The 22,111-nt window shown below is 61.0% G+C and carries 21 protein-coding genes; 11 read left to right on the forward strand and 10 right to left on the reverse strand.

Going from position 1 to position 22,111, the window contains the following annotated elements:
- The first annotated feature begins 98 nt into the window (after nt 1–98).
- The 6 genes from QE453_RS17025 (at nt 99) to QE453_RS17050 (ending at nt 7,149) form a co-directional block, all read left to right on the forward strand.
- A complete protein-coding gene (locus QE453_RS17025; RefSeq protein WP_309777533.1) occupies nt 99–1,991 on the forward strand; it encodes a peptidyl-prolyl cis-trans isomerase in 1,893 nt (630 codons plus the stop codon).
- A gap of 16 nt (nt 1,992–2,007) precedes the next feature.
- Complete coding sequence (gene trpD / locus QE453_RS17030; RefSeq protein WP_309777535.1) at nt 2,008–3,021, forward strand: anthranilate phosphoribosyltransferase; 1,014 nt, start codon at nt 2,008–2,010, stop codon at nt 3,019–3,021.
- A 10-nt stretch (nt 3,022–3,031) separates the two neighbouring features.
- Nucleotides 3,032–3,847 carry an indole-3-glycerol phosphate synthase TrpC gene (gene trpC, locus QE453_RS17035; RefSeq protein WP_072494430.1) on the forward strand — a complete coding sequence of 272 codons (816 nt, stop codon included), beginning with the start codon at nt 3,032–3,034 and terminating at the stop codon, nt 3,845–3,847.
- Between the two features lie 6 nt (nt 3,848–3,853).
- On the forward strand, nt 3,854–4,360 hold the full coding sequence (gene moaC, locus QE453_RS17040) for a cyclic pyranopterin monophosphate synthase MoaC (protein WP_072494431.1): 507 nt from the start codon (nt 3,854–3,856) through the stop codon (nt 4,358–4,360).
- Complete coding sequence (glp, locus tag QE453_RS17045; RefSeq protein ID WP_309777537.1) at nt 4,361–5,581, forward strand: gephyrin-like molybdotransferase Glp; 1,221 nt, start codon at nt 4,361–4,363, stop codon at nt 5,579–5,581.
- Nucleotides 5,582–6,078: 497 nt separating this feature from the next.
- Nucleotides 6,079–7,149 (forward strand): GGDEF domain-containing protein, encoded by a 1,071-nt coding sequence (locus tag QE453_RS17050; RefSeq protein WP_004442120.1) that lies wholly within the window; start codon nt 6,079–6,081, stop codon nt 7,147–7,149.
- Between the two features lie 95 nt (nt 7,150–7,244).
- Here the strand turns inward: QE453_RS17050 and QE453_RS17055 are convergent, their stop codons facing one another.
- The 3 genes from QE453_RS17055 to QE453_RS17065 all read right to left on the reverse strand — a co-directional run bounded on the left by QE453_RS17055 (nt 7,245) and on the right by QE453_RS17065 (nt 10,363).
- A complete protein-coding gene (locus tag QE453_RS17055) occupies nt 7,245–7,853 on the reverse strand; it encodes a pyridoxamine 5'-phosphate oxidase family protein (protein ID WP_278066798.1) in 609 nt (202 codons plus the stop codon).
- A 51-nt stretch (nt 7,854–7,904) separates the two neighbouring features.
- Nucleotides 7,905–9,716: a monovalent cation:proton antiporter-2 (CPA2) family protein gene (locus tag QE453_RS17060; protein WP_022556261.1), complete on the reverse strand. Its 1,812-nt coding sequence runs from the start codon at nt 9,714–9,716 to the stop codon at nt 7,905–7,907.
- Between the two features lie 278 nt (nt 9,717–9,994).
- A complete protein-coding gene (locus QE453_RS17065) occupies nt 9,995–10,363 on the reverse strand; it encodes a DUF971 domain-containing protein (RefSeq protein ID WP_309777539.1) in 369 nt (122 codons plus the stop codon).
- Nucleotides 10,364–10,470: 107 nt separating this feature from the next.
- Between QE453_RS17065 and moaA the strand changes: the two genes are divergently transcribed.
- The 5 genes from moaA to mobB all read left to right on the forward strand — a co-directional run bounded on the left by moaA (nt 10,471) and on the right by mobB (nt 14,996).
- Nucleotides 10,471–11,520, forward strand: coding sequence for a GTP 3',8-cyclase MoaA (gene moaA, locus QE453_RS17070; protein WP_044460021.1), 1,050 nt, complete (start codon nt 10,471–10,473; stop codon nt 11,518–11,520).
- 171 nt (nt 11,521–11,691) lie between these two features.
- A complete protein-coding gene (locus QE453_RS17075) occupies nt 11,692–12,660 on the forward strand; it encodes a DMT family transporter (RefSeq protein WP_045533712.1) in 969 nt (322 codons plus the stop codon).
- 1 nt (nt 12,661) lies between these two features.
- Nucleotides 12,662–13,861 (forward strand): multidrug effflux MFS transporter, encoded by a 1,200-nt coding sequence (locus QE453_RS17080; protein ID WP_309777541.1) that lies wholly within the window; start codon nt 12,662–12,664, stop codon nt 13,859–13,861.
- Nucleotides 13,858–14,484: a molybdenum cofactor guanylyltransferase MobA gene (gene mobA / locus QE453_RS17085; RefSeq protein WP_309760657.1), complete on the forward strand. Its 627-nt coding sequence runs from the start codon at nt 13,858–13,860 to the stop codon at nt 14,482–14,484. The genes QE453_RS17080 and mobA overlap by 4 nt, the downstream gene beginning before the upstream one ends.
- On the forward strand, nt 14,481–14,996 hold the full coding sequence (gene mobB / locus QE453_RS17090; protein ID WP_035211513.1) for a molybdopterin-guanine dinucleotide biosynthesis protein B: 516 nt from the start codon (nt 14,481–14,483) through the stop codon (nt 14,994–14,996). The genes mobA and mobB overlap by 4 nt, the downstream gene beginning before the upstream one ends.
- A 290-nt stretch (nt 14,997–15,286) precedes the next feature.
- Here the strand turns inward: mobB and QE453_RS17095 are convergent, their stop codons facing one another.
- The 7 genes from QE453_RS17095 to QE453_RS17125 all read right to left on the reverse strand — a co-directional run bounded on the left by QE453_RS17095 (nt 15,287) and on the right by QE453_RS17125 (nt 21,986).
- Nucleotides 15,287–16,852, reverse strand: a complete 1,566-nt coding sequence (locus tag QE453_RS17095) for a peptidoglycan DD-metalloendopeptidase family protein (RefSeq protein WP_037093448.1) — start codon at nt 16,850–16,852, stop codon at nt 15,287–15,289.
- Between the two features lie 345 nt (nt 16,853–17,197).
- A complete protein-coding gene (locus QE453_RS17100; RefSeq protein WP_022556269.1) occupies nt 17,198–17,851 on the reverse strand; it encodes a protein-L-isoaspartate(D-aspartate) O-methyltransferase in 654 nt (217 codons plus the stop codon).
- The gene (gene surE, locus QE453_RS17105) at nt 17,848–18,618 is read right to left on the reverse strand and encodes a 5'/3'-nucleotidase SurE (protein WP_004442133.1); all 771 of its coding nucleotides are present in this window, start codon (nt 18,616–18,618) and stop codon (nt 17,848–17,850) included. Before surE ends, QE453_RS17100 begins: the two co-directional genes overlap by 4 nt.
- A 173-nt stretch (nt 18,619–18,791) precedes the next feature.
- On the reverse strand, nt 18,792–20,075 hold the full coding sequence (gene serS / locus QE453_RS17110) for a serine--tRNA ligase (protein ID WP_309777543.1): 1,284 nt from the start codon (nt 20,073–20,075) through the stop codon (nt 18,792–18,794).
- 101 nt (nt 20,076–20,176) lie between these two features.
- The gene (gene tatC, locus QE453_RS17115; protein ID WP_022556270.1) at nt 20,177–20,980 is read right to left on the reverse strand and encodes a twin-arginine translocase subunit TatC; all 804 of its coding nucleotides are present in this window, start codon (nt 20,978–20,980) and stop codon (nt 20,177–20,179) included.
- Entirely contained in the window at nt 20,977–21,723 is a 747-nt protein-coding gene (tatB, locus tag QE453_RS17120; RefSeq protein ID WP_309777545.1) for a Sec-independent protein translocase protein TatB, read from the reverse strand. Before tatB ends, tatC begins: the two co-directional genes overlap by 4 nt.
- Before the next feature lie 56 nt (nt 21,724–21,779).
- The gene (locus tag QE453_RS17125; protein WP_003509722.1) at nt 21,780–21,986 is read right to left on the reverse strand and encodes a twin-arginine translocase TatA/TatE family subunit; all 207 of its coding nucleotides are present in this window, start codon (nt 21,984–21,986) and stop codon (nt 21,780–21,782) included.
- Nucleotides 21,987–22,111 lie beyond the last annotated feature (125 nt).

Genomic DNA, 22,111 nt, shown 5'->3' on the forward strand with positions numbered 1-22,111 from the left:
CCCTTCAATTTCCGAATGGATTGATTTAAGGAACGCCGATACGTTGCGGGCCGGACAGCCGGCGACCGCGATGACGTTCCTGTGAGGTTTGCATAACGATGCTCGATTCCCTGAGAAATGCTTCTCGAACCATGGCAGCCAAGCTGCTGCTTCTCCTGCTTGTTGTTTCTTTTGGCATCTGGGGCGTTTCCGCATCGCTTGTCACCGCCAATTCCCACGCCGTCATGACAGTGGGTGACCAGACGGTCAGCCCGGAGGAATTCCGCCTCGCCTATCAGCGGCAGATTTCCGATCTCAGCCGCCAGTTCGGCACAAGGCTGACGACCGAACAGGCCAAGGCCTTTGGCATCGACCGCCAGGTCTTCAGCCAGCTTGCAGCCGGGGCATCGCTTGACGAACTCGCTTCGAAGATGAACCTCGGTCTTTCGGAAGACCGTCTTGCCAAACTCATTGCCGAAGACCCCGCCTTTAAATCGGTCAATGGCCAGTTCGACCGCAACCTCTTTACGGAGCGCCTGCGCAATTCCGGTTTCCGCGAGGACGACTACATCAAGGAACGCAGCAAGGTCGCCGTGCGCAGCCAGATCGTTGAAGCCGTCTCGGACGGTTTTGCCGCACCGCAGGTTCTCGTGGATGCCCTGAAGCAATATCGCAACGAGCAGCGCGCCGTTGATTATGTCATTCTTTCAAACGCCGTCATCCCGCCGGTCAAGGCCCCCGGCGACGACGTGCTCGCCCCCTGGTTCGAGACGAACAAGACTAAATATCGCGCGCCGGAATTCCGCAAATTCACCTATGTGAAGCTGGAACCTTCCGACATCGCGGAGCCAGCCTCGGTAACGGACGCCCAGATCGCCGATTATTATAACAGCCACAAGGACAGCTTCCGCACCGCCGGCCGCCGCACGGTCGAGCAGCTGACCTTCCCGGACAAGGAAATGGCCGCCGCCGCCGCCGAGCAGATCAGGCTCGGCAACACCACCTATGACCAGGTGGTGAAGGATCAGGGCAAGACGCCGTCCGACGTCACGCTTGGCGAATTCACAAAGGATACCATCCCCGACCAGTCGATTGCCGATGCCGCTTTTGCGATCCAGAAGGATGGGGGCGTTTCGCCAGTGGTTGAAGGTTCGTTCGGCCCGGTACTTCTGCGCGTCACGGGCATCAAGCCGGAAACCACCCGCACGCTGGAAGAGGCAAAGGAAGACATCCGCAAGGATCTCGCCACCGCTGCCGCCGCGGAAGAAATCACCAATGTGCACGACCGTTACGAGGATCTGCGCGCCGGCGGTTCTTCGCTTGCGGACGCCGCACAGCAGCTGAACCTGAAACCGGTCACCATTGCCGCCATCGACGCAGCCGGTCTCGACGAAAAGGGCGATGCGGTCGAAGGCCTGCCCTCCCCGCAGCTCGCCCAGGACGTGTTCAAGACCGAACCCGGAACCGAGGCCCTGCCGATCAATCTCGGCCGCGAAGGTTACATCTGGTTCGACGTCGAGCAGATCATCCCTGCCCGCGACCGCACGCTTGCCGAAGTCCGCGACGATGTCGTTGCCGACTGGACGGCAGAGCAGCAGCGCACCGCACTTGCCGCCAAGGCCGACGAGCTGAAGGCCCGCGTTGAAAAGGGCGAGACGCTGGAGGCTGTCACGGGTGAGCTGAGCCTTGCAGTCGAACAGAAATCCGGCCTGCGCCGCACCAGCGAAGATGCGATTTTCGGTCGCCAGACCATCGCCGCCGTCTTCTCGGGCGCCGAAGGCGTGGTCGGCACCGCGGCCGATGCCGATGGTTCCAGCCGCATCCTCTTCAAGGTCACCTCTGTCGACACCAACGCGACGCCGGACGCGCTCGCCAATGACGACCAGCAGTTTGCCGCCATTGCCCGCGCGGCCGGCGACGACATGCTGGACCAGATGGTCAACCGCCTGCAGAATGACTATGGTGTGACGATCAACCAGGCCCTCGCCGATCAGGCGATGGTCGGCTTCTAACCCGGGAGGCGACGAGATGGCCGAACTGAAGCCGCTGATCGCCAGGGTCGCGAATGGAGAAAGCCTGAACCGCGAGGATGCGCGCACGGCTTTCGACATTCTGATGTCGGGCGAAGCCACGCCGTCGCAGATCGGCGGTTTCCTGATGGCGCTGCGCGTGCGCGGTGAAACGGTCGACGAAATCGTCGGCGCAGTCTCCTCCATGCGTTCCCGGATGTTGCCGGTTTCCGCCCCCGCCAATGCCATCGATATCGTCGGCACCGGCGGCGATGGCATCGGCACCTACAACATCTCGACACTCGCCTCGATCATCGTCGCCGGCACGGGCCTGCCGGTCGCCAAGCACGGCAACCGGGCATTGAGTTCCAAATCCGGCACGGCAGATGCGCTTTCCGCACTCGGCGTGAAGCTCGATATCGGTCCCGATCTCATCGCCCGCTGCATCAGCGAGGCGGGTCTCGGCTTCATGTTCGCGCAGATGCACCATTCCGCCATGCGCCACGTTGGCCCGAGCCGCGTCGAACTCGGTACGCGCACGATCTTCAACCTGCTCGGCCCCCTCTCCAACCCGGCCGGCGCAAAACGGCAATTGCTCGGCGTGTTTTCGTCACGCTGGCTGGTGCCGCTTGCCGAAGTGCTGCGTGATCTGGGTTCAGAAAGCATCTGGGTCGTGCATGGCGATGGCATGGATGAAGTCACCACCACGGGCGTCACCCATGTGGCGGCGCTCGAAGGCGGCAATATCCGCACCTTCGAGCTGACCCCGAAAGATTTCGGCGTTGAGCCGGCGCGGATGGACGACCTCAAGGGCGGCGACGGCATTGCCAATGCGGCGGCGCTGCGCGAGGTTCTTTCAGGCAAGCGCAATGCCTATCGCGACGTATCGCTTTGCAACGCAGCCGCAGCGCTTGTCATCGCCGGCAAGGCGGAAACGCTTGGCCAGGCCATGACGATTGCCAGCGATGCCCTCGACAGCGGCAAGGCCGCCGCCGCGCTGGAGCGTCTGGTCGCCGTATCAAACGAGGAATGAGAGCGAGATCATGAGCGACATTCTCAAGAAGATCGAGACTTACAAGCTCGAAGAAATCGCCGCCGCCAAGGCGAAGGTTTCACTGGCCGATCTGAAGGCCATGGCAGCCGACCAGAGCGCGCCCCGCGGTTTTTACAGGGCGCTGAAAACAAAGCAGGCCGAGGGCAAGTTCGGCCTTATCGCCGAAATCAAGAAGGCCAGCCCCTCCAAGGGCCTCATCCGCCCCGATTTCGATCCGCCGGCGCTGGCTGCGGCCTATGAGGCTGGCGGCGCTGCATGTCTTTCTGTCCTGACAGACAGGCCGAGCTTTCAAGGCGCTCCGGAGTTCCTGACCGCCGCCCGCAATGCCTGCGCCCTGCCCGCGCTGCGCAAGGATTTCATGTTCGACACCTATCAGGTGCACGAAGCCCGCGCCTGGGGCGCGGACTGCATTCTCCTCATCATGGCCTCGCTGTCGGATGACGACGCGAAACGGCTGGAAGACGAGGCTTTTGCGCTTGGCATGGATGTGCTGATCGAAGTGCACGACGAAGAGGAAACGGAACGGGCGCTGAAGCTCGACTCGCCGCTTTTCGGCATCAACAATCGTAATCTTCGCACTTTCGAGGTTGGCCTCGAAACCAGCGAAAGGCTGGCGGGACTGGTACCCTCCGACAGGCTGCTGGTGGGCGAAAGCGGCATCTTCACCTTCGAGGATTGCCAGCGCCTGAAAAAAAGCGGCATCAGCACCTTCCTCGTCGGTGAAAGCCTGATGCGCAAGGACGATGTGACGGCGGCCACCAAGGCGCTGCTGACGGGCCAGTCCGGCATTCTGGCAGCGGAATAAACCCGGATGAGCGACGCCCCGAAGCTCACCCATATCGACGCGGCCGGTGAAGCGCATATGGTCGATGTTGGCGACAAGGCGGAAACCGTGCGTGTTGCGGTCGCCGAAGGCTTCGTGAAAATGAAGCCGGAAACGCTGGCGCTTATCCACGATGGCAACGCCAAGAAGGGCGATGTCATCGGCACCGCACGGCTGGCCGGCATCATGGCCGCGAAGCAGACCGCCAATCTCATTCCGCTCTGCCACCCGCTGATGCTGACCAAGGTGGCGGTGGACATCACCGAAGATGCCACCCTGCCCGGCCTCCGCGTTGAGGCCAGGGTGAAACTGTCAGGCAAGACCGGCGTGGAAATGGAAGCGCTGACCGCCGTCTCCATCGCCTGCCTGACGATCTATGACATGGCGAAGGCCGCCGACAAGGCGATGGAGATCATCAATATCCGCCTGCTTGAAAAGAGCGGCGGCAAATCCGGTGATTTCAAAGCCAGCGATTTCGGGCGACAGGAGAACTGAATGAAGCCGCTGCTGCCCGTGGATGAGGCCATCGCGCGCCTTCTGGACGCAGCGGTTCCGGTCACCGACACCGAAACGCTGCCGCTCGCCGAATGCGACGGCCGCGTTCTCTCGGTCGATCTCATCGCAAGCCTCACCCAGCCCCCCTTCGATGCCTCAGCCATGGACGGTTATGCATTGCGCAGCGCCGATGCACCGGCCATCGGCTCGGTCCTCACCGTCATCGGCCAGGCCGCCGCCGGTCATGCTTTTGCCGGTACGGTGGGTGAAGGACAGGCGGTGCGCATCTTCACCGGCGCGCCCGTGCCGCAGGGTGCGGATACGATCCTCATTCAGGAGGATGCCGAAGTCCTGGAAGGCGGAAAAATCCGCACGGCCTTCGATGTCACCGCCGGGCGACATATCCGACCGCGCGGGCAGGATTTTACCAAAGGCGAAACGGTACTGGAGGCTGGAAGGGAACTCGGCTTTGCCGATCTCACGCTGGCGGCGGCGACGAACCACGCCACGCTTACCGTCTATCGCAGGCCACGCATCGCCATCCTTGCCACCGGCGACGAGTTGCTGCCGCCTGGAAGCGTTCCGCAGCCGGCGCAGATCATCGCCTCCAACACCTTCGGCGTCGCCGCGCTGGCCCGCAAGGCCGGTGCAGAGGTACTGGATCTCGGCATTATCCCCGATGATGACGCGCTGATCCGCGCCGCCATCGGCGAGGCCGTTGCGGCGAAGGTTGATGTGCTGTTGACACTCGGCGGCGCCTCCGTCGGAGACCACGATCTGGTGCAGGCTGCATTGAAGGCGGAGGGCATGCAGCTCGATTTCTGGCGCATCGCCATGCGCCCGGGAAAACCGCTGATGGTGGGCTCCATCGGCAGCATGCAGGTTCTCGGCCTGCCCGGAAACCCCGTGGCCAGTCTCGTTTGCGGTCTGCTTTTCCTTGAACCCTTGGTCAGCCGGATTGGCCGGCACCTGCCCCCGCAACGCATCGCGACCGCAAGAACCGCGACGGCGCTGAAGGCCAACGACCACCGCCAGGATTATCTTCGCGCCCGCCTAGTTAGCGGTGGTCAAGGCGACGTGGTCGTGGCGGAGCCTTACGCCAGACAGGATTCATCCATGATGAACATCCTCGCCCATTCGGACGTCCTGATCATACGCCCTCCCCATGCGCCGCAGGCTGACGCCGGGGCCGAATGCCCGGTCATCAAACTCAGGGCCTGAACCCGCAGCCAAACGACGACAACACGCTTTCACGGCACTCGGATGAGACATTTGTACACCCGCCTGCTGACATCGCCCGGAACGGCGCCGCGTTCAATCCCCTCCGGCCCGCCAGATAAACTGTAACGTTGCGCCTTTGGAGACGGCCGACAAATATCGGCGTCCCCAAAACCATGTCTTGGCGAATGGAAATTCCCCGCCCCTTGAGCTTTTTTCCTCTCCACGAATCGCGTTGCTGTGCCAAAATAAATCAGCTGCAAAGCGTTATCGGGATTGACAGAATAAATGCGAAACTGTCACCAAGGCGGATAGTAGAGGTCAAAAATTCCGGAAATTCCAAAAAATGAGAATTACTTATAATTATCAATTAAATAAGCTAAAAATCGTACAAAATAGAATTTCCTGCAATAAAAATTAGTTCTCCATAAATTAAGCTTTCCAAAACAGCCTCCATAATAATAATCATAGTCTATAAGCAGACTCACTGGAGTTTCTTGATGAACACGGCATCCACGCCCAAGACCACGGGACCCGACATTGCCGGGCAGATTGCCCACGCCATGCGGAGCATGGGTGTTTCGCCGATCCCGCGCAACTACAGCCTTTTCTACGAAGCCTATATCGGTTCGAACCCTGCGCTGACCAAGGATCTGGCGGCGCTGGGAAACCGGGTGACGCAGGACGATCTGGACGAGCTGTCCGCGCGTTACGGTGATGGCGGTCCCGCGCGCTTCATCGACGATGCGCATGAAAAGCTGCGACGCGAACTGGAAGCCCTTCTGGGGACCTTACGGCGGGAACAATCCTCCATCGAGAACTACAACAGGATCCTCGGCGAGACGCGGCAGCGTATCGATGACAAGAATGCCGCCAGCAGCAATATTCTGAGAAACGCAATTGCGTTGCTGGCCGAGGCCACCGGCTCGAAGATCATCGACGGCGAAAAGGCGTTCAACGACGTCAACCGCCATGCCGAGGAAATGCACCAGGTGCGCCTGGAGCTGGATGAATACAAGCGCATCGCCAATACCGATTCGCTGACCCGCCTTTCCAACCGGCGGGCTTTCGACGACCGGCTGGCAACCGTTTATGACACCTCCATCGGCCTGCAATATACGTCGCTCGTCCTGCTCGATATCGATCACTTCAAGCGGATCAACGACACGTTCGGCCATCCGGTCGGCGACAAGATTCTGGCCACCGTCGCTTCGGTCATTCGGGCCAATGTCCGCAAGGACGGCTTCGTCGCCAGAAGCGGCGGCGAGGAATTCGCCATCATTCTCGACGGCAATACGCCGGAGGAAGTCATGGTGATGTGCGAGCGCATCCGCCTGTCGCTGGAGAGCACACCCTTCCGCAATTCGAGATCAGGCGCGGATTACGGCACGGTAACGATCTCGATCGGTTTTGCCGCTGCCGCGCAGGCCACCAATCCGACCGAACTTTACGCCCATGCGGATACGGCACTCTACCACGCCAAGGAAACCGGCCGGAACCGCTCGGTCTTCTACGAGGACGGTATGCAGAAGAACTATACCGGCAAAAACTGGCTGATTTATCGGACTTGAGGCAAATTGCGCCGATTTGGGCGCATTAAAAACACAGCGCTGTCCCCACCCTCATTCCTGACAAGCATAGGAATGAGGGGGGAGAGGGGGAAGCCTCACCACATCGTCTTCGCCGCGCGCGCCGCCCATTCGCGATCATAGGTCTCCTGATCGAATTCCGCCTTGGCCGCCTTGAGCAGCAGACCCGGCGTCGGGAGCGACGACGGGTCGACGAAATTGTCGGGATTCCACAATTCAGACCGCATCAGCGCCCGCGCGCACTGGAAATAGACTTCGTCGATCGTGACCACGATAACGGTGCGCGGATGTTTGCCATCCATCTCGAAGCTCTGCAACAACGTGGGGTCAACGGAAACCACGGCGCGGCCATTGATGCGCATGGTCGTATTCGAGCCGGGGATCAGGAACATCAGCGCCACGCGCGGATCCCGCACGATGTTGAGAAGCGAATCCACGCGGTTATTGCCGCGCCAGTCCGGCAGCAGCACGGTCTTGTCATCGTCCACGCGCACCACACCGCCCTTGTCGCCGCGCGGTGAACAGTCCATGCCCTCCGGCCCCACCGTCGCCAGAGCGAGAAACGGTGACGTTTCGATCATCAGCCTGTATTCGGCCGTCAGCGCGGCTGTCACCTTGGCGATGGATGCCTCGCTCGTGCCGTCATAGATGGCCTTTAATTCCTCGACCGTGCGAATGATCGTCATGTCAGTTCCTATCCCTCGAAATCACCCTGCGACACCGCCGGGCGCAATCCCTTACTCTTCCGCCGCTTCCGCCTTTTCCCGCTCCGCCCGCTCACGCGCCGTGCGCGCGGCGACGAGGTCGGCTGGCTGGGCGTTGCCGCGGATCAGCGAACGGCCGGCATAAATGCCGCCGACGACCTCCATGGCGAAACGCTCCTCGTCGCGGTCGCGGAATTCCTCCACCAGACGGGCGGCGTCTTCCCGCTCCTCGCCCATGGCGCCCAGAACCTCCTCGCTGAAATTCAGCGCCGATTCCAGCGTCTCGCGAATCTGGTAATCCACGCCGGCCTTCAGCAGATCGATGGCGTGGCCACGGTCATAGGCGCGAGCGAGAACCGGAACCAGCGGGAATTCATGCTTGACGATCTCCGCGATCCGGACGGCTGCTTCCTTGTCGTCGACGCAGATGAGAACAGCACGCGCCGTGCTGGCGCCGGCGGCATGGAGGATTTCCGCGCGTGAGCCATCGCCATAATAGACCTTGAAACCGAATTCCGCCGCATCGCGCACGAAGTCGGCATCCTTGTCGATCAAAGACAGCGTGTAACCGCGCGCCAGAAGCGGCTGGCTGACGATCTGGCCGAAACGTCCGAAACCGATCAGGAGAATGCTGCCCTCGACATTTTCAGGCACGTCGAGATCGTCAGTATTGGGCACCGCCGCCGGCACCAGCCGGTCGTGCAGGATGACCATCAGCGGCGTCAGGACCATGGAGATGATGATCGTCGCCGTCAGGATGGCATTGGCCTCCCGGTCGAGAATGCCGGCGCTGACAGCGGCAGAATAGAGCACGAAGGCGAATTCGCCGCCCTGCGCCATCAGCACCGCCCGTTCCAGGCTTTCACGCCTGGTGGTGCCGAGCGCCCGCGCCACGCCATAGATGAGGAAGGCCTTGAGCAGCATGTATCCGGCGACACTGACCAGCACCAATTGCCAGTTGGAGGCAATGACGGCAAGATCGATCGCCATGCCGACGCCGAGGAAGAACAGGCCGAGCAGAATGCCGCGAAACGGCTCGATATCCGCCTCCAGCTGATGGCGGAAGGAGGATTCCGACAGCAGCACGCCGGCCAGGAAAGCGCCCATCGCCATGGAAAGGCCGCTGACCTGCATCAGAAGCGCCGAACCCAGCACCACCAGCAGCGCCGCAGCCGTCATCACCTCGCGCGCACCGGAGGCCGCCAGCAGGCGGAAGAACGGGTTGAGCAGATAACGTCCGGCAAGGATGAGCGCACCGACGGCGGCAAGCGCAATGCCGACGGAAACCCAGCGCTCCGACGCCGTGACATCTTCCCCGCCCGAACCGAGGAAGGCGACGAGCGCCAGCAGCGGAACGATGGCCAGATCCTCGAACAGCAGGATGGCGATGATGCGCTGCCCTTTCAGGCTGGACATGCTGTTGCGCTCCTGCAGCATCTGCATGACGATCGCCGTCGACGTCAGCACGAAGCCCGTGCCAGCGACGAAGGACATGATGACAGGAAAGCCGAGGCCGACCCCGATCAACGTCAGGCCGCCCATGCAGACCAGCACCTGCAATGCGCCGAGCCCGAAAATATCCTGCCGCATGGACCACAGCCGCGACGGCTGCATTTCAAGGCCGATGATGAACAGGAACATCACCACGCCGAGTTCCGCTATGTGCAAAATGGCCTGCGAATCGGAAAAGAAACCAAGACCGTAAGGCCCGATCACCAGGCCGGCGGCGAGATAACCCAGCACAGAGCCGAGGCCGATGCGCTTGAAGATCGGCGCGGCGACAACGCCTGCCGCCAGCAATACGACCACCTGGGCCAGATCATTTCCGTTTGCTTCTACAGCCACACGCCACCCCGTTTAAATAGTGAGACAAGAGCTTTGCCCTCGTCCGATTATCGGCAACGCGCGAGAACATTTCCTCCGTCATGCCGGACTAGATCCGGCATCCAGCCACGGCGCGTCTGCGCCGTGAAAGGACTCTCCCGCGATCAAGGACTTGATCGCGCTGGACCCCGGATCAAGTCCGGGGTGACGAAGCGCGAATGCAACAACGTTGCCAAACGCAGCAGTTCTTCGAACCCTTTGCCATAGTTCTCACGAGGGCGCCTCCCTCGCTGTTTTCTCTACCGGTACCGTGGCTCCCTGCTCAAGCCTTTTTCGGCAAGCTCCCGTTCATAATCCGCAAACAGCCTGTCCCCGGTCTCACCCAGTTCCTTCAGGTATTTCCAGGTGTAAATGCCACTGTCATGGCCATCGTCAAAAACGATGCGCACCGCATAGTTGCCTGTCGCGACCATGGAGCGGATGGCGACATCGCGTTTGCCCGGCACCGTGACCTTCTGCCCCGGCCCGTGGCCCTGCACTTCGGCCGAGGGCGAAAGCACGCGCAGCATCTCGGCCTTCAGCCGGCAAACGCTTCCATCGTCGAAGGAAACGGTCAATTCGCGCCGGTCTTTCGACACAAGCAGCTCTGTCGGCCAGGCATCACTCATTTTTCACTTCCGCAAGCTCATCACATGCGTCAGAATTACGGACTTGCCTCAGGATAGGCAAGCCACTACATCATTTGAGGGGCGCATCGCGCAATGAGGATGGAGACGTGAACAGTTTCCCCGGATCGCTTGGAAAAGCGCAGTTCCTGACGGAAAACAACGCACCGATGGTGGACCCTTTCGGCCGCGCCATCACCTATCTGCGCGTTTCCGTGACCGACCGCTGCGATTTTCGCTGTACCTATTGCATGTCCGAACACATGACCTTCCTGCCGAAGAAGGACCTTCTGACGCTCGAAGAACTCGACCGGCTCTGTTCCGTCTTCATAACGCGCGGCGTCCGCAAGCTGAGGCTGACCGGCGGTGAGCCGCTGGTGCGCAAGAACATCATGTCCCTGGTGAGGAACCTCGGGCGGCATGTCGAGAGCGGTGCGCTCGAGGAATTGACGCTGACCACCAACGGCTCACAGCTGGCGAAATTCGCAGCCGAACTCGCCGATTGCGGCGTGCGCCGCATCAATGTCTCCCTCGATACGCTCGACAGCGATAAATTCCGCCATATCACCCGCTGGGGGGATATCGACCGGGTGATGGAGGGGCTCGATGCCGCACAGGCGGCAGGCATCAAGGTGAAACTCAACGCCGTTGCGCTGAAGGACTTCAACGATGCCGAAATGCCGGAGCTGATGCGCTTCGCCCACGGCCGCGGCATGGACCTGACGGTCATCGAGACCATGCCGATGGGCGAGATCGAGGAAGACCGCACCGACCGTTATCTGCCGCTTTCAAAATTGCGCAGCGATCTCGAGCAGAGCTTCACGCTCATCGACAGCGATTACCAGACCGGCGGCCCGGCCCGTTACGTGACGGTGAAGGAAACCGGCGGCCGGCTGGGCTTCATCACGCCCATGACCCATAATTTCTGCGAAAGCTGCAATCGTGTCCGTCTCACCTGTACCGGCACGCTCTATATGTGTCTCGGCCAGGACGACGCTGCCGATCTGCGCACGGCGCTGCGCGCTTCCGACAGCGACGCCTATCTTTCCAGCGCCATCGATGAAGCCCTTCTGCGCAAGCCGAAAGGACACGATTTCATCATCGACCGCACCCACAACCGACCCGCAGTCTCCCGCCATATGAGCGTGACAGGCGGCTGAGGCCGGCTGAACGTCTTTCTCATCCACCCACCCATATAAACGGTTGAATTGCCCGCTCTGCCGTGCCACGTCTCTTTATATGGAGGAATGCGTGGTTGCGCCGTAACGGCGGCTCCAGATCGCCCGGAGGGGCGGACGGAGTAAACCGCGCATGGTCTGGGATATTTGGGAATGGCATTGACGGACAATACGCGCGGCGCGCTTTTCATGGCGCTCGCAATGGCAAGCTTCACGGCCAACGACGCGCTGACGAAGTCCGTCACCCCCTACATCAACACCGGTCAGATCATGTTCGTCCGCGGCATCATGACCGTTGTGCTGATCTATATCGCGGCCCGGCATTTCGGCGCGCTCCGGCCCCTGAAAACCCTTTTGCGCCCCATCATCATCCTGCGCTGTCTCTGCGAGGTGACCGCCGCCGTTCTTTATCTGACGGCGCTCGGCCTCATCGAATTTTCCAATGCCTCGGCCATATTGCAGTCCCTGCCGCTGGTGGTGACGCTGGGTGCGGCGTTGTTCCTGCGCGAACCTGTGGGCTGGCGGCGCTGGGTGGCGATCATCGTCGGTTTCATCGGCGTGCTCGTCATCATCCGGCCCGGCCCGGAAGGCTTTACGCCGGGCGCGCTGCTGGTTGTCGCATCGCTGGCCGTCACCGCCGCGCGTGATCTGCTGACGCGTAAAATGTACGCCGATGTGCCTTCGCTTGCGATCACCGTCATCACCGCCTTCGTCAACATGGCAGTGGGCGGCCTCTTGATCCTGCCCTTCGGCGGCTGGCAGCCTATGAACGTCACGATCGTCTCGCATCTGGCCGCCTCGGCCATTCTGGTGCTGGTCGGCTACCAGGCGATCATATTGTCGATGAGATCGGGCGAAATTTCCTTCGTCGCACCGTTCCGTTATACCGGCCTGCTCTGGGGTTTCATGATCGGCATATTCTTCTTCAACGAGAAGATCGACAATTACACCATCATCGGCGCCATGATCATCATCGGTTCGGGCCTTTATACCTTCTACCGGGAAAGTCTGCGCAAGCGCTCGCAGATGGCCAAGCGCGCGGCCGCCACCCCCACTGCCGTGACCACCGTACGGCCGGCTTCCGTAACGAAAGCTGCCGTTACGGAAGAGGCGGGGGAATGACATGAACGGCGGCCGTTTTCTGGACAGAACCACCCCACCCCACATCATCACGCTGGTCGTCATCGCCGGTGTCGCGGCGCTGTGCATGAATGTGTTCCTGCCCTCGCTTGCGACGATGGCAGTGTATTTCGAGACCGATTACGCGGTGATGCAATTCGCCGTCTCGGGTTATCTCGCCGCCACCGCCTGCCTGCAGCTCGTCATCGGCCCGCTCTCCGACCTCTTCGGGCGCCGCCCCGTCATGCTCGCCAGCATCGCCGTCATGATCGTTGCGACGCTTGTGTGCATGCTGGCGCCCAATATCACTGTCTTCATGATCGGGCGCGTGGCGCAGGCGGCCGTCGTTTCCGGCTTCGTGCTCGCCCGCGCGATCGTGCGCGACATGGTGCCCATGGAACAGGCGGCCTCGATGATCGGCTATGTGACGATGGGCATGTCCGTGGTGCCGATGGTGGGACCAACGGTTGGCGGCCTGCTCAATGACATCTCGGGCTGGCAATCGAGCTTCGCCCTCCTCTGTCTGCTTGGCCTCGGCATCCTGGCGCTCGCCTGGCTCGATCTCGGCGAAACCAACCACAACAGATCGGCAAGCTTCTCGCAGCAGTTCCATGCCTGGCCGGAACTTCTGCGCTCGCCGCTGTTCTGGGGTTACGCCCTGACCTCGACCTTCTCATCGGGCATGTTCTTCTCCTTTCTCGGCGGCGCACCTTTTGTCGGCAGCGTGCTTTATGGGCTTTCGCCGGCCATGCTCGGCCTGCAATTCTTCTTCATGGCCAGCGGTTATATGCTCGGCAACTTCATCTCCGGTCGTTATGCCAGCGAAATCGGCATCACCCGCATGATGCTGTCGGGCAATGTCATCGGCATTGCCGGCATCATCACCGCCATCGCACTGATCTCGGTCGGGGCGGAAAGCGCCTATGCGTTTTTTGTGCCGCTCTCCCTGATCGGCGTCGGCAACGGCGTGACGCTGCCCAGCGCCAATGCCGGCATGGTCAGCGTCCAGCCGCATCTGGCTGGCTCAGCCTCCGGTCTCGGCGGCGCCATGACCATTGGCGGCGGCGCGGCACTCTCGGTTCTCGCCTCCTCGGTTCTTTCAAAAGAGGATGGAACCTGGCCGCTTCTTCTGGTGATGCTGGCGACCGGCCTTGTCGCCCTCCTCACCACCTATATCGTAAGGCTGCAGGAAAAGCGGGAATGACGGCCCCTTTTGAAATACCCGGCCTGGTACTCGCCGGCGGGCTTTCGCGGCGTATGGGCAGCAACAAGGCGATGGTGCAATTGGGCGATGCGCCTCTCATGTCCCGTGTCATCAGCCGCATCACGCCGCAGGTCTGCGACGTCACCATCAATGCGGCCAATGGCTGGGCGGAAAGTTTCGGCCTGCCGCTGCTGCCCGATACGCTGAACGGCCATGCCGGTCCGCTCGCGGGCGTTCTGGCCGGCATGCGCCATTTCCAGCACCGCGGCGACGCGGTCAGCCACTTTCTGACAGCGCCCGCCGACAGCCCGTTTTTCCCTGACGATCTTGTGATGCGGCTTTGCGAACACCTGTCGGACAATGCAATCGTCATTGCCGCCTCCAGCGGCCAGCTTCATCCGGTCTTTGCGTTGTGGCCGGTCGCTCTCGCCGATGATCTCGAGGCATGGCTGAAGAACGATGCCAACCGGCGCATCCGCGCTTATCTTGCCCGGCATGTCACGATTGGGGTTGCATTTGCGCCGCTGGAAACGGCAAAGGGCAGCCTCGATCCGTTCTTCAACATCAACACGCCGGATGAGCTTGCACTGGCGCGCAGCTATCTGGAGAGCATGGAAGCATGACGGCACAAAAGGTCTTCGGCATCGCCGGCTGGAAGAACTCGGGCAAAACTGGTCTTGCCGTGCGCATCGTCACCGAACTGACCGCGCGCGGCTACCGTGTCTCCACCATCAAGCACGCCCATCACGATTTCGATATCGATAAGGTCGGCGCCGATAGCTGGCGTCACCGGCAGGCCGGCGCGCACGAGGTCACCATCGTTTCCGGCACCCGCTTTGCCATCATGCATGAATTGCGCGGCGAACCGGAGCCCTCCTTCGAAGACATCCTCTCCCGCCTCGCGCCGTGCGACCTGGTGCTGATCGAAGGTTATAAATACGAGCCGGTGCCGAAAATCGAAGCGCGCCGGGTTGAGGCGGCGAAAACGGAACCGCTGGCGCCGCTCGATCCGCATATCGTCGCCATTGCCGCCGATCACGCGGTGACGGACACGGCGCTTCCGGTTTTTGATCTCGACGATACCGGCGCGATTGCCGACTTCATCGAGACGACGGTGGGTCTTGTCAGGGGTTAGACACGTAGCGGCTCGACCTGACTTGGGCTGCATCCCCAAATCCGTCATACCGGCCTTGAGCCGGTATCCAGCCAGCCCAAGTCCTTGGGCTGAGGAGACTCATTCCGCCGCGCAGGCGCGCGTCGACTGGATGCCGGATCGGGTCCGGCATGACGGAGGAGAAAACCGCGAGAAACCAATGCCCACTAAGCCCGAGGCACCCATTCCAGAACTTTTTCCGCACGCATCACCCCATAAAATGAAAAAGCCGGGCTCATCACCCGGCTTCATCATTCCTTGAGACGCAATACCTATTCAAGGAAAGTGGATGGGTTCACCGGCGTCGCATCCTTGCGAACTTCGAAGTGAACCTGCGGACGTTTGGCGCTGCCGGTCATGCCCGAGGTGGCGATGGTCTGGCCGCGCTGAACCTTCTGGCCACGCTGCACGTCGAGATTGGCAGCGTTGCCATATACCGTGACCTTGCCGTCGTCATGGCGGACAAGAACCGTGTTGCCGAGCTGCTTCAGGCCATTGCCGGCATAGATGACGACACCGTTTTCAGCGGCCTTGATCGGCGTGCCCTCGGGAACCGAAATGTTGATGCCGTCGTTGCGGCTGCCTTCGACATTGTCACCGAAATTATTGATGACCGCGCCGCGCACCGGCCAGCGATATTTGCCGATGCCGGTGGATTCCGGTGCGACCGACGCCATGTCGGCCTTTTTCTCGATATCGCTGACACTGGCGGTGGCCGGAGTTGCGGGCGCAGCCGGAGCGGCGGCGGCGGCCGGCGCCTTATAGGGCTCCGGCTTGACGGATGCGGTTTCGACGGGCTTTGCGGCTTCCTTGGCGGGAACGGAAGCGGTCTTGATGGCATCCGTCGAAGCACCCGGCATGTTGAGCGTCTGGCCGACGCGGATGCTTTCGTTGCCGAGACCGTTTGCCGCCTTGAGAGCAGCCACCGACACGCCGTTTGCACGGGCGATCTTGGCGAGGCTGTCGCCCGGCTGAACCTTGTAGCCACCAGAAGGCGGCAGCGGCTTGCCGCCCGGAGGCGTCAGTTTGCCAGCTTCAGCAGAAACCTTGTCACGGGCGGCGGCCTGCGACGGCAGCACGGCCACGTTTCCATCCGGCGCACGCAGCGGTGTCGGCTGGTCGCCATTGCGGTTGAGCGCAATATCTCCGGCGGCATCCTTGGCGGCGTTGCGGACCTGGCCGAACTTCGGAATGAGGATCGACTGGCCGGCCTGTGCGGCGGAAGCGGTCTTCAGGCCATTGACCCGCAGCAGTTCCTTTTCCGGAACGCCGTAGCGGTTGGAGAGGGTCGCGATGCTTTCGCCGGGACGCAGGGTCACGGAGGCGGCGCCATCGGTGTGCCAGCCGTTTTTGTCGGAACGAACGGTCGCGGTGGTCAGGTTGTCAGCGGCGGGTGCGGCAGCCTGCCGTGCGGGCGCTGCCAGAGACGGCGCGGCCTTGGGCTGGGCGGACGGGAAAGGCTGGGCCATGGCTTCGTTGCGGGTCGACGGATCGCGGCTTGCCACGGCTGTCGGCGCGGACAGCTCGGAACGCTGCACCGGCGAGGCCGAGGCGCGGGCCGTGGACGGCTGAACGCCGCCGTAACCGCCCGATTGCTGCGGATAGGAATTGCCGGCCATGTTCTGGTTGGCATAACCTCCCTGTGGCGCGGCAGAGGCGTAACCGCCATTCATGTCGCCCTGCGGAACCGGGGCCTGCCCGTAAGCACCGCCGCCCTGACGGGCAGGAATTGACGCCGTGGTCATCTGATCCGGTCCACTGGAAAAGAGGCCGCTGAACCGCGTTGCATCCGAGCTACAGCCCGTTGCGACGCTTGCCAGCAATGCCGCTGCGAACATTTTTGCGACTGATTTTCCGATTTTAGACGAATGTCTCATACGCATGACTCGATCTACACTGACGCCAACCCGCCGCATCGAGATCGATCCGGCACAAATTTCAATTCTTGCAAGGCCCATTTCCCGAGATGGGGAAAACCATGCGTCGATGTTTATGATTAAAGCGCGTTAGTGTTACCACGCCGTTAAAACGTTAAGCCGTTTGGCGCTTTTTTGACACTTCGATAACCATGACGAAGACAGGATGCGCCATGATGAAACAATAAAATCTCTTAAAATCAGATGCTTGCGGAAATTCCGAACATTAGGAGACCAAAATACAATGTCTCCAAAATTTTCATTTTGTCACAAATGACGCGCAATATGGGTGCTGAGCGGCAGGTAGGGCGCCTCGAACAGTTCTTCCTTCTCGAAGCGGCTGCCGGTCTTGGAAAAGCGCGTCATCACGCAGCGATCACCTTCAACGATGATCGGCGCGATCATCATGCCGCCGGAAACGATCTGCTCGGCAAAGAAACGGGGCATGGTGGTGAAGGCCGCCGTGGAAACGATTCGGTCAAAAGTGCCCTCACCCACCAGGCCGTTGCTGCCATCCGCCTGGCGGATGACGACGTTGCGGATTGCAAGATCATCGAGACAGTTCTGCGCCTGCTGCACCAGCGTCTTGTACCGTTCCAGCGAAAAGACACGCTCCACCCGGCGGGCAATGATCGCCGTCATGAAACCGCTGCCGGTACCGATTTCCAGCACGCGCTGGCCGGGTTTCAGCTGCAGGCGGGCAAGGATTTTCACCGCCATGTCGGCCCCTTCCATGAAGGACCCGCAGTCTATCGGGATGGTGCGGCTGGAATAGGCGTCGGCGGCAAATTGCGGCGGCACGAATTTGGATCGTGGCGTCTGCTCAACCGCCGTCAGCAGGTCGAGATCGGAAATCCCCTCGCCCCGCAAGCGCAGAACGAGAGCTGCAAAACCTTCCTTTTCGACCATGGCAGATTTCAATCGGCGACTCCGAATCCAAGCGCTTGCGCAACCCGATCCTTCACCGTGTAATCCGTCAGGTCAAGCTTCAGCGGCGTGACGGAAATCTTGCCATGCTTTAAGGCGTGGATATCGGTGCCTTCGCGGAAGGTGCCCATGCGTTCGCCGAAACGCAGCCAGTAATAGGGAAAACCGCGGCCATCCTGGCGTTCTTCCACCGTCAGGCCGAAATCTAGCTTGCCCTGCCCCGTGACGGACACGCCCTGCACATCCTTTGGCGCGCAATTGGGAAAATTGAGATTGAGGAAGGTGCCGTCAGGCAGATCGACATCGATGAGCTTGCGAATGAGATCGGGCGCATAGGTCTCGGCCACCTCCCACGGCACGACGCGGCCTTCGGCATGGCTGAAGGCCTGGCTGAGCGCAAAAGACCGCACGCCCTGCAGCGTGCCTTCAATGGCCCCGGCAATCGTACCGGAATAGGTCACATCATCGGCCATGTTGGCGCCGGCATTGACACCTGACAGTACGAGATCTGGCTTTTCCGGCAGAACCTCGCGAATGCCCATGATAACGCAATCAGTCGGCGTGCCGCGCAGAGCGAAATGCTTGTCGGAAACCTTGCGAAGACGCAACGGCTCGGACAGCGTCAGGGAGTGAGCAAGCCCGCTCTGGTCTGTCTCCGGCGCGACGATCCAGACGTCGTCGGAGAGCGTGCGAGCGATACGCTCCAGCACGGCCAGCCCTTCGGCGTGGATACCGTCGTCGTTTGTCAGCAAAATCCGCATGTTTTCCTCCCGCTCTTCATTTTGCTCAGGCAGAACACTCCCCGAACCGTCATCCCGGCCTTGAGCCGGGATCCAGTCGACGCGTGTCTGCGCCACGGGAATAGCCCTTTTCAGCCCAACGACTTGGGCTGGATGGATGCCGGATCAAGTCCGGCATGTCGGCATCTTTGAAATCAAGCCGCCTTTTCGATCCGCGTCAGACCGCCCATATAGGGCAGCAGCACATCAGGAATTGTGACAGAGCCATCGTCGTTCAGGTAATTTTCGAGAACGGCGATCAGGCAGCGGCCGACAGCCGTGCCGGAACCGTTCAGCGTATGCACGAACTTCGTCGCCTTGCCGTCCTTGCCGCGATAACGCGCATTCATGCGGCGCGCCTGGAAATCGCCGCAGACCGAGCAGGACGAGATTTCGCGATAGGTATTCTGACCGGGCAGCCACACTTCCAGATCGTAGGTTTTGCGCGCGCCAAAGCCCATGTCACCGGTGCAGAGCGTCATGGTGCGGAAATGCAGGCCCAGCCGCTTCAGCACCTCCTCGGCGCATGCCGTCATGCGCTCATGCTCGGCGACAGCGCTTTCCGCATCCGTGATGGAGACGAGCTCGCACTTCCAGAACTGGTGCTGGCGCAGCATGCCGCGCGTGTCACGGCCTGCCGAACCCGCTTCCGAGCGGAAGGACGGTGTGAGTGCGGTGAAACGCAGGGGCAGCTTTTCCTGCTCGAGGATTTCGCCGGCCACGAGGTTGGTCAGGGTCACCTCCGCCGTCGGGATCAGCCAGCGGCCATCGGTGGTCTTGAACAGATCCTCGGAGAATTTCGGCAATTGCCCGGTGCCGAACATCGCCTCGTCGCGCACCATCAGCGGCGAGGAAACTTCGGTATAGCCATGTTCCGAGGTGTGCAGGTCGATCATGAACTGGCCGAGCGCCCGCTCCAGCCGCGCGAGCTGGCTGGTGAGAACGGTGAAACGCGAACCCGAAAGTTTGGCGGCCCGCTCGAAATCCATATAACCAAGCGCTTCGCCGATTTCGAAATGTTCCTTGGCCTCATGGTTCCAGCCGGGCTTCTGGCCGACGACGCGGGTCACCACATTGTCATGCTCGTCCTTGCCATCGGGCACATCGTCGAAGGGCATGTTCGGCAGGCGCGACAGGGCGTCGTTCAACTCGGCGGTGACCTGACGGTCCTCCTCCTCGGCGCGCGGCATCTTGTCCTTGAGGTCGGCGACCTCGGCTTTAAGTTTTTCCGCAAGCTCCATGTTCTTCTGCGCCATGGCGGCGCCGATTTCCTTGGAGGCGGCATTGCGGCGGGACTGCATGTCCTGCAGGGACTGGATGACGGAACGGCGCTTTTCATCGAGCGCGATCAGACCTGCGGCCGCAGGCTCCGCGCCACGGCGTGCGAGCGCCGCGTCAAAAGCTTCGGGGTTTTCACGTATCCATTTAATGTCGTGCATCGTCGTTCCAGACCGTTGTTGCATCACCGATGTTTTACAGCAAAACGCCGGGCAGAAGCCCGGCGCGAGGAGATGTCTTGAGCGGCGAGACCTTCGAAAACTCAGGTCTCCTCCAGCTCCGTGCTTGCGGATTCCGCAGCGCGCTTCCTCTCCACGAGTCGAGCCATGTAGATGGAAATCTCGTAGAGAATGATCGCAGGCAGTGCAAGACCGATCTGGGACATCGGATCCGGCGGGGTCAGCACGGCGGCGACCACAAAGGCCATGACAATCGCGAACTTGCGCTTCTCACGCAGCCAGTCGCTGGTCAGAAGGCCCACGCGCGCCAGAAGCGTCGTAACCACGGGCAGCTGGAACACCAGACCGAAGGACAGCACCAGCGTCATGATGAGGCTCAGATATTCCGACACCTTCGGCATCAGCGAAATCGCAACCTCGCCATCTTCCGGCAATTGCTGCATGGCGAGGAAGAACCACATTACCATGGGCGTGAAGAAGAAATAGACGAGCGCCGCTCCGATGAGGAACAGGATCGGCGATGCGACGAGGAAGGGCAGGAAAGCGGCGCGCTCGTTCTTGTAGAGGCCGGGTGCCACGAATTTATAAAGCTGCGAGGCGATCACCGGAAAGGAGATGACCATCGCGCCAAACATGGCGACCTTGATCTGCGTGAAGAAGAATTCCTGCGGCGCGGTATAGATCAGCGACGACTTCGTCACATCAAGGCCAGCCCAGAGAACCGCCCACTTATAGGGAATGACAAGCAGGTTGAAGAGATGCTTGGCAACGGCAAAACAGGCGATGAAGGCAACGAAGAACGCACCCAGCGACCAAATCAGCCGTGTGCGCAGTTCCATCAGATGTTCGATAAGCGGCTGCGGCTTGTCCTCGATGTCCCCGCTCATGCTTCATCCTTTTTGGGCTTTGCAGCCTTGGTTCTCGCCGGCTTCACCGGCTTGGCATCGGCGGCCACGACAGGCTTTTCAGCCACGACTTTCCTGGCGGCCGCTTTTCTCGCGACGGCTTTTACGGTCGGCTTTGCAGCTGAAGTCTCCGTGGAATTGACAGCCACGGGTTCGGACGCCGCGACCGCTTTGGCGCGGCTGGCGCGTTTCGGCTTGGCGGCAACCGCTTCAGCCTCGACGGTCGCAACCGATTTAGCCCGGGCACGCTTCGGCTTTTCCGCCGGTACGACCGGTGCCGCAACGGGGGCGCTGGCAGTCACGGGCGGGGTATCCGGCAGCTTCATCTCAGGCTCGGGAATGCTGACGAGCGGTGCAACCGGCTCACTGGTCGCCGGTGCTGCGGTCGACGTAGCAGGCGAGGATGACAGGCCGTCAGGCGGCGTGGTCGCCTTCTGAAGATCGGACTTGATCTCGTTGCCGAGCTGGCGAAGCGGGTTCATCGCATCACGCAGCGAGTTGGTCGGGTTGAGATTGCGGACATCCGATATGGTCTGGCGCACATCGTCCATGTCGGCCTCTTTGAGGGCCTCATCGAACTGGGTACGGAAATCCCCCGCCATCTTGCGAAGGCCAGCCATGGTCTTGCCAAAGGCGCGGATCATGGGCGGCAAGTCTTTCGGCCCGACAACCACGATCAGTACGACCGCAATCACCAGCAGCTCGCTCCAGCCGATATCAAACATCAATATGCTCCCGAGACCCTAACGCGCGTCAGTCTCAAACCAAACGGCAGGGCCGCTTACTTGATCTCGTCAGCCTTGTGGTCGACGGTCTTCGTGTTGGCATCGGCCGGCGGCGGCGTCTGGTCTTCGTCAGCCATGCCCTTCTTGAAGCTCTTGATGCCCTTGGCGACATCGCCCATCAATTCCGGGATCTTGCCGCGTCCGAAAAGGACGAGAACGATCACCAGCACGATGAGCCAATGCCACACACTAAAAGAACCCATAACTGAAACTCCTGAATTTCGCTTTCAGACGATGTAAGACGTTTGAAAGGCTTTTTCAAACAACAAATTGCCGCTTCAACAGGGTGTGAGCATAAAGTTTTTGCGTCGTGTCGCCCGCGCGATAA

The organism is Agrobacterium sp. SORGH_AS_0440 (assembly GCF_031453135.1).
GTDB lineage: Bacteria > Pseudomonadota > Alphaproteobacteria > Rhizobiales > Rhizobiaceae > Agrobacterium > Agrobacterium pusense.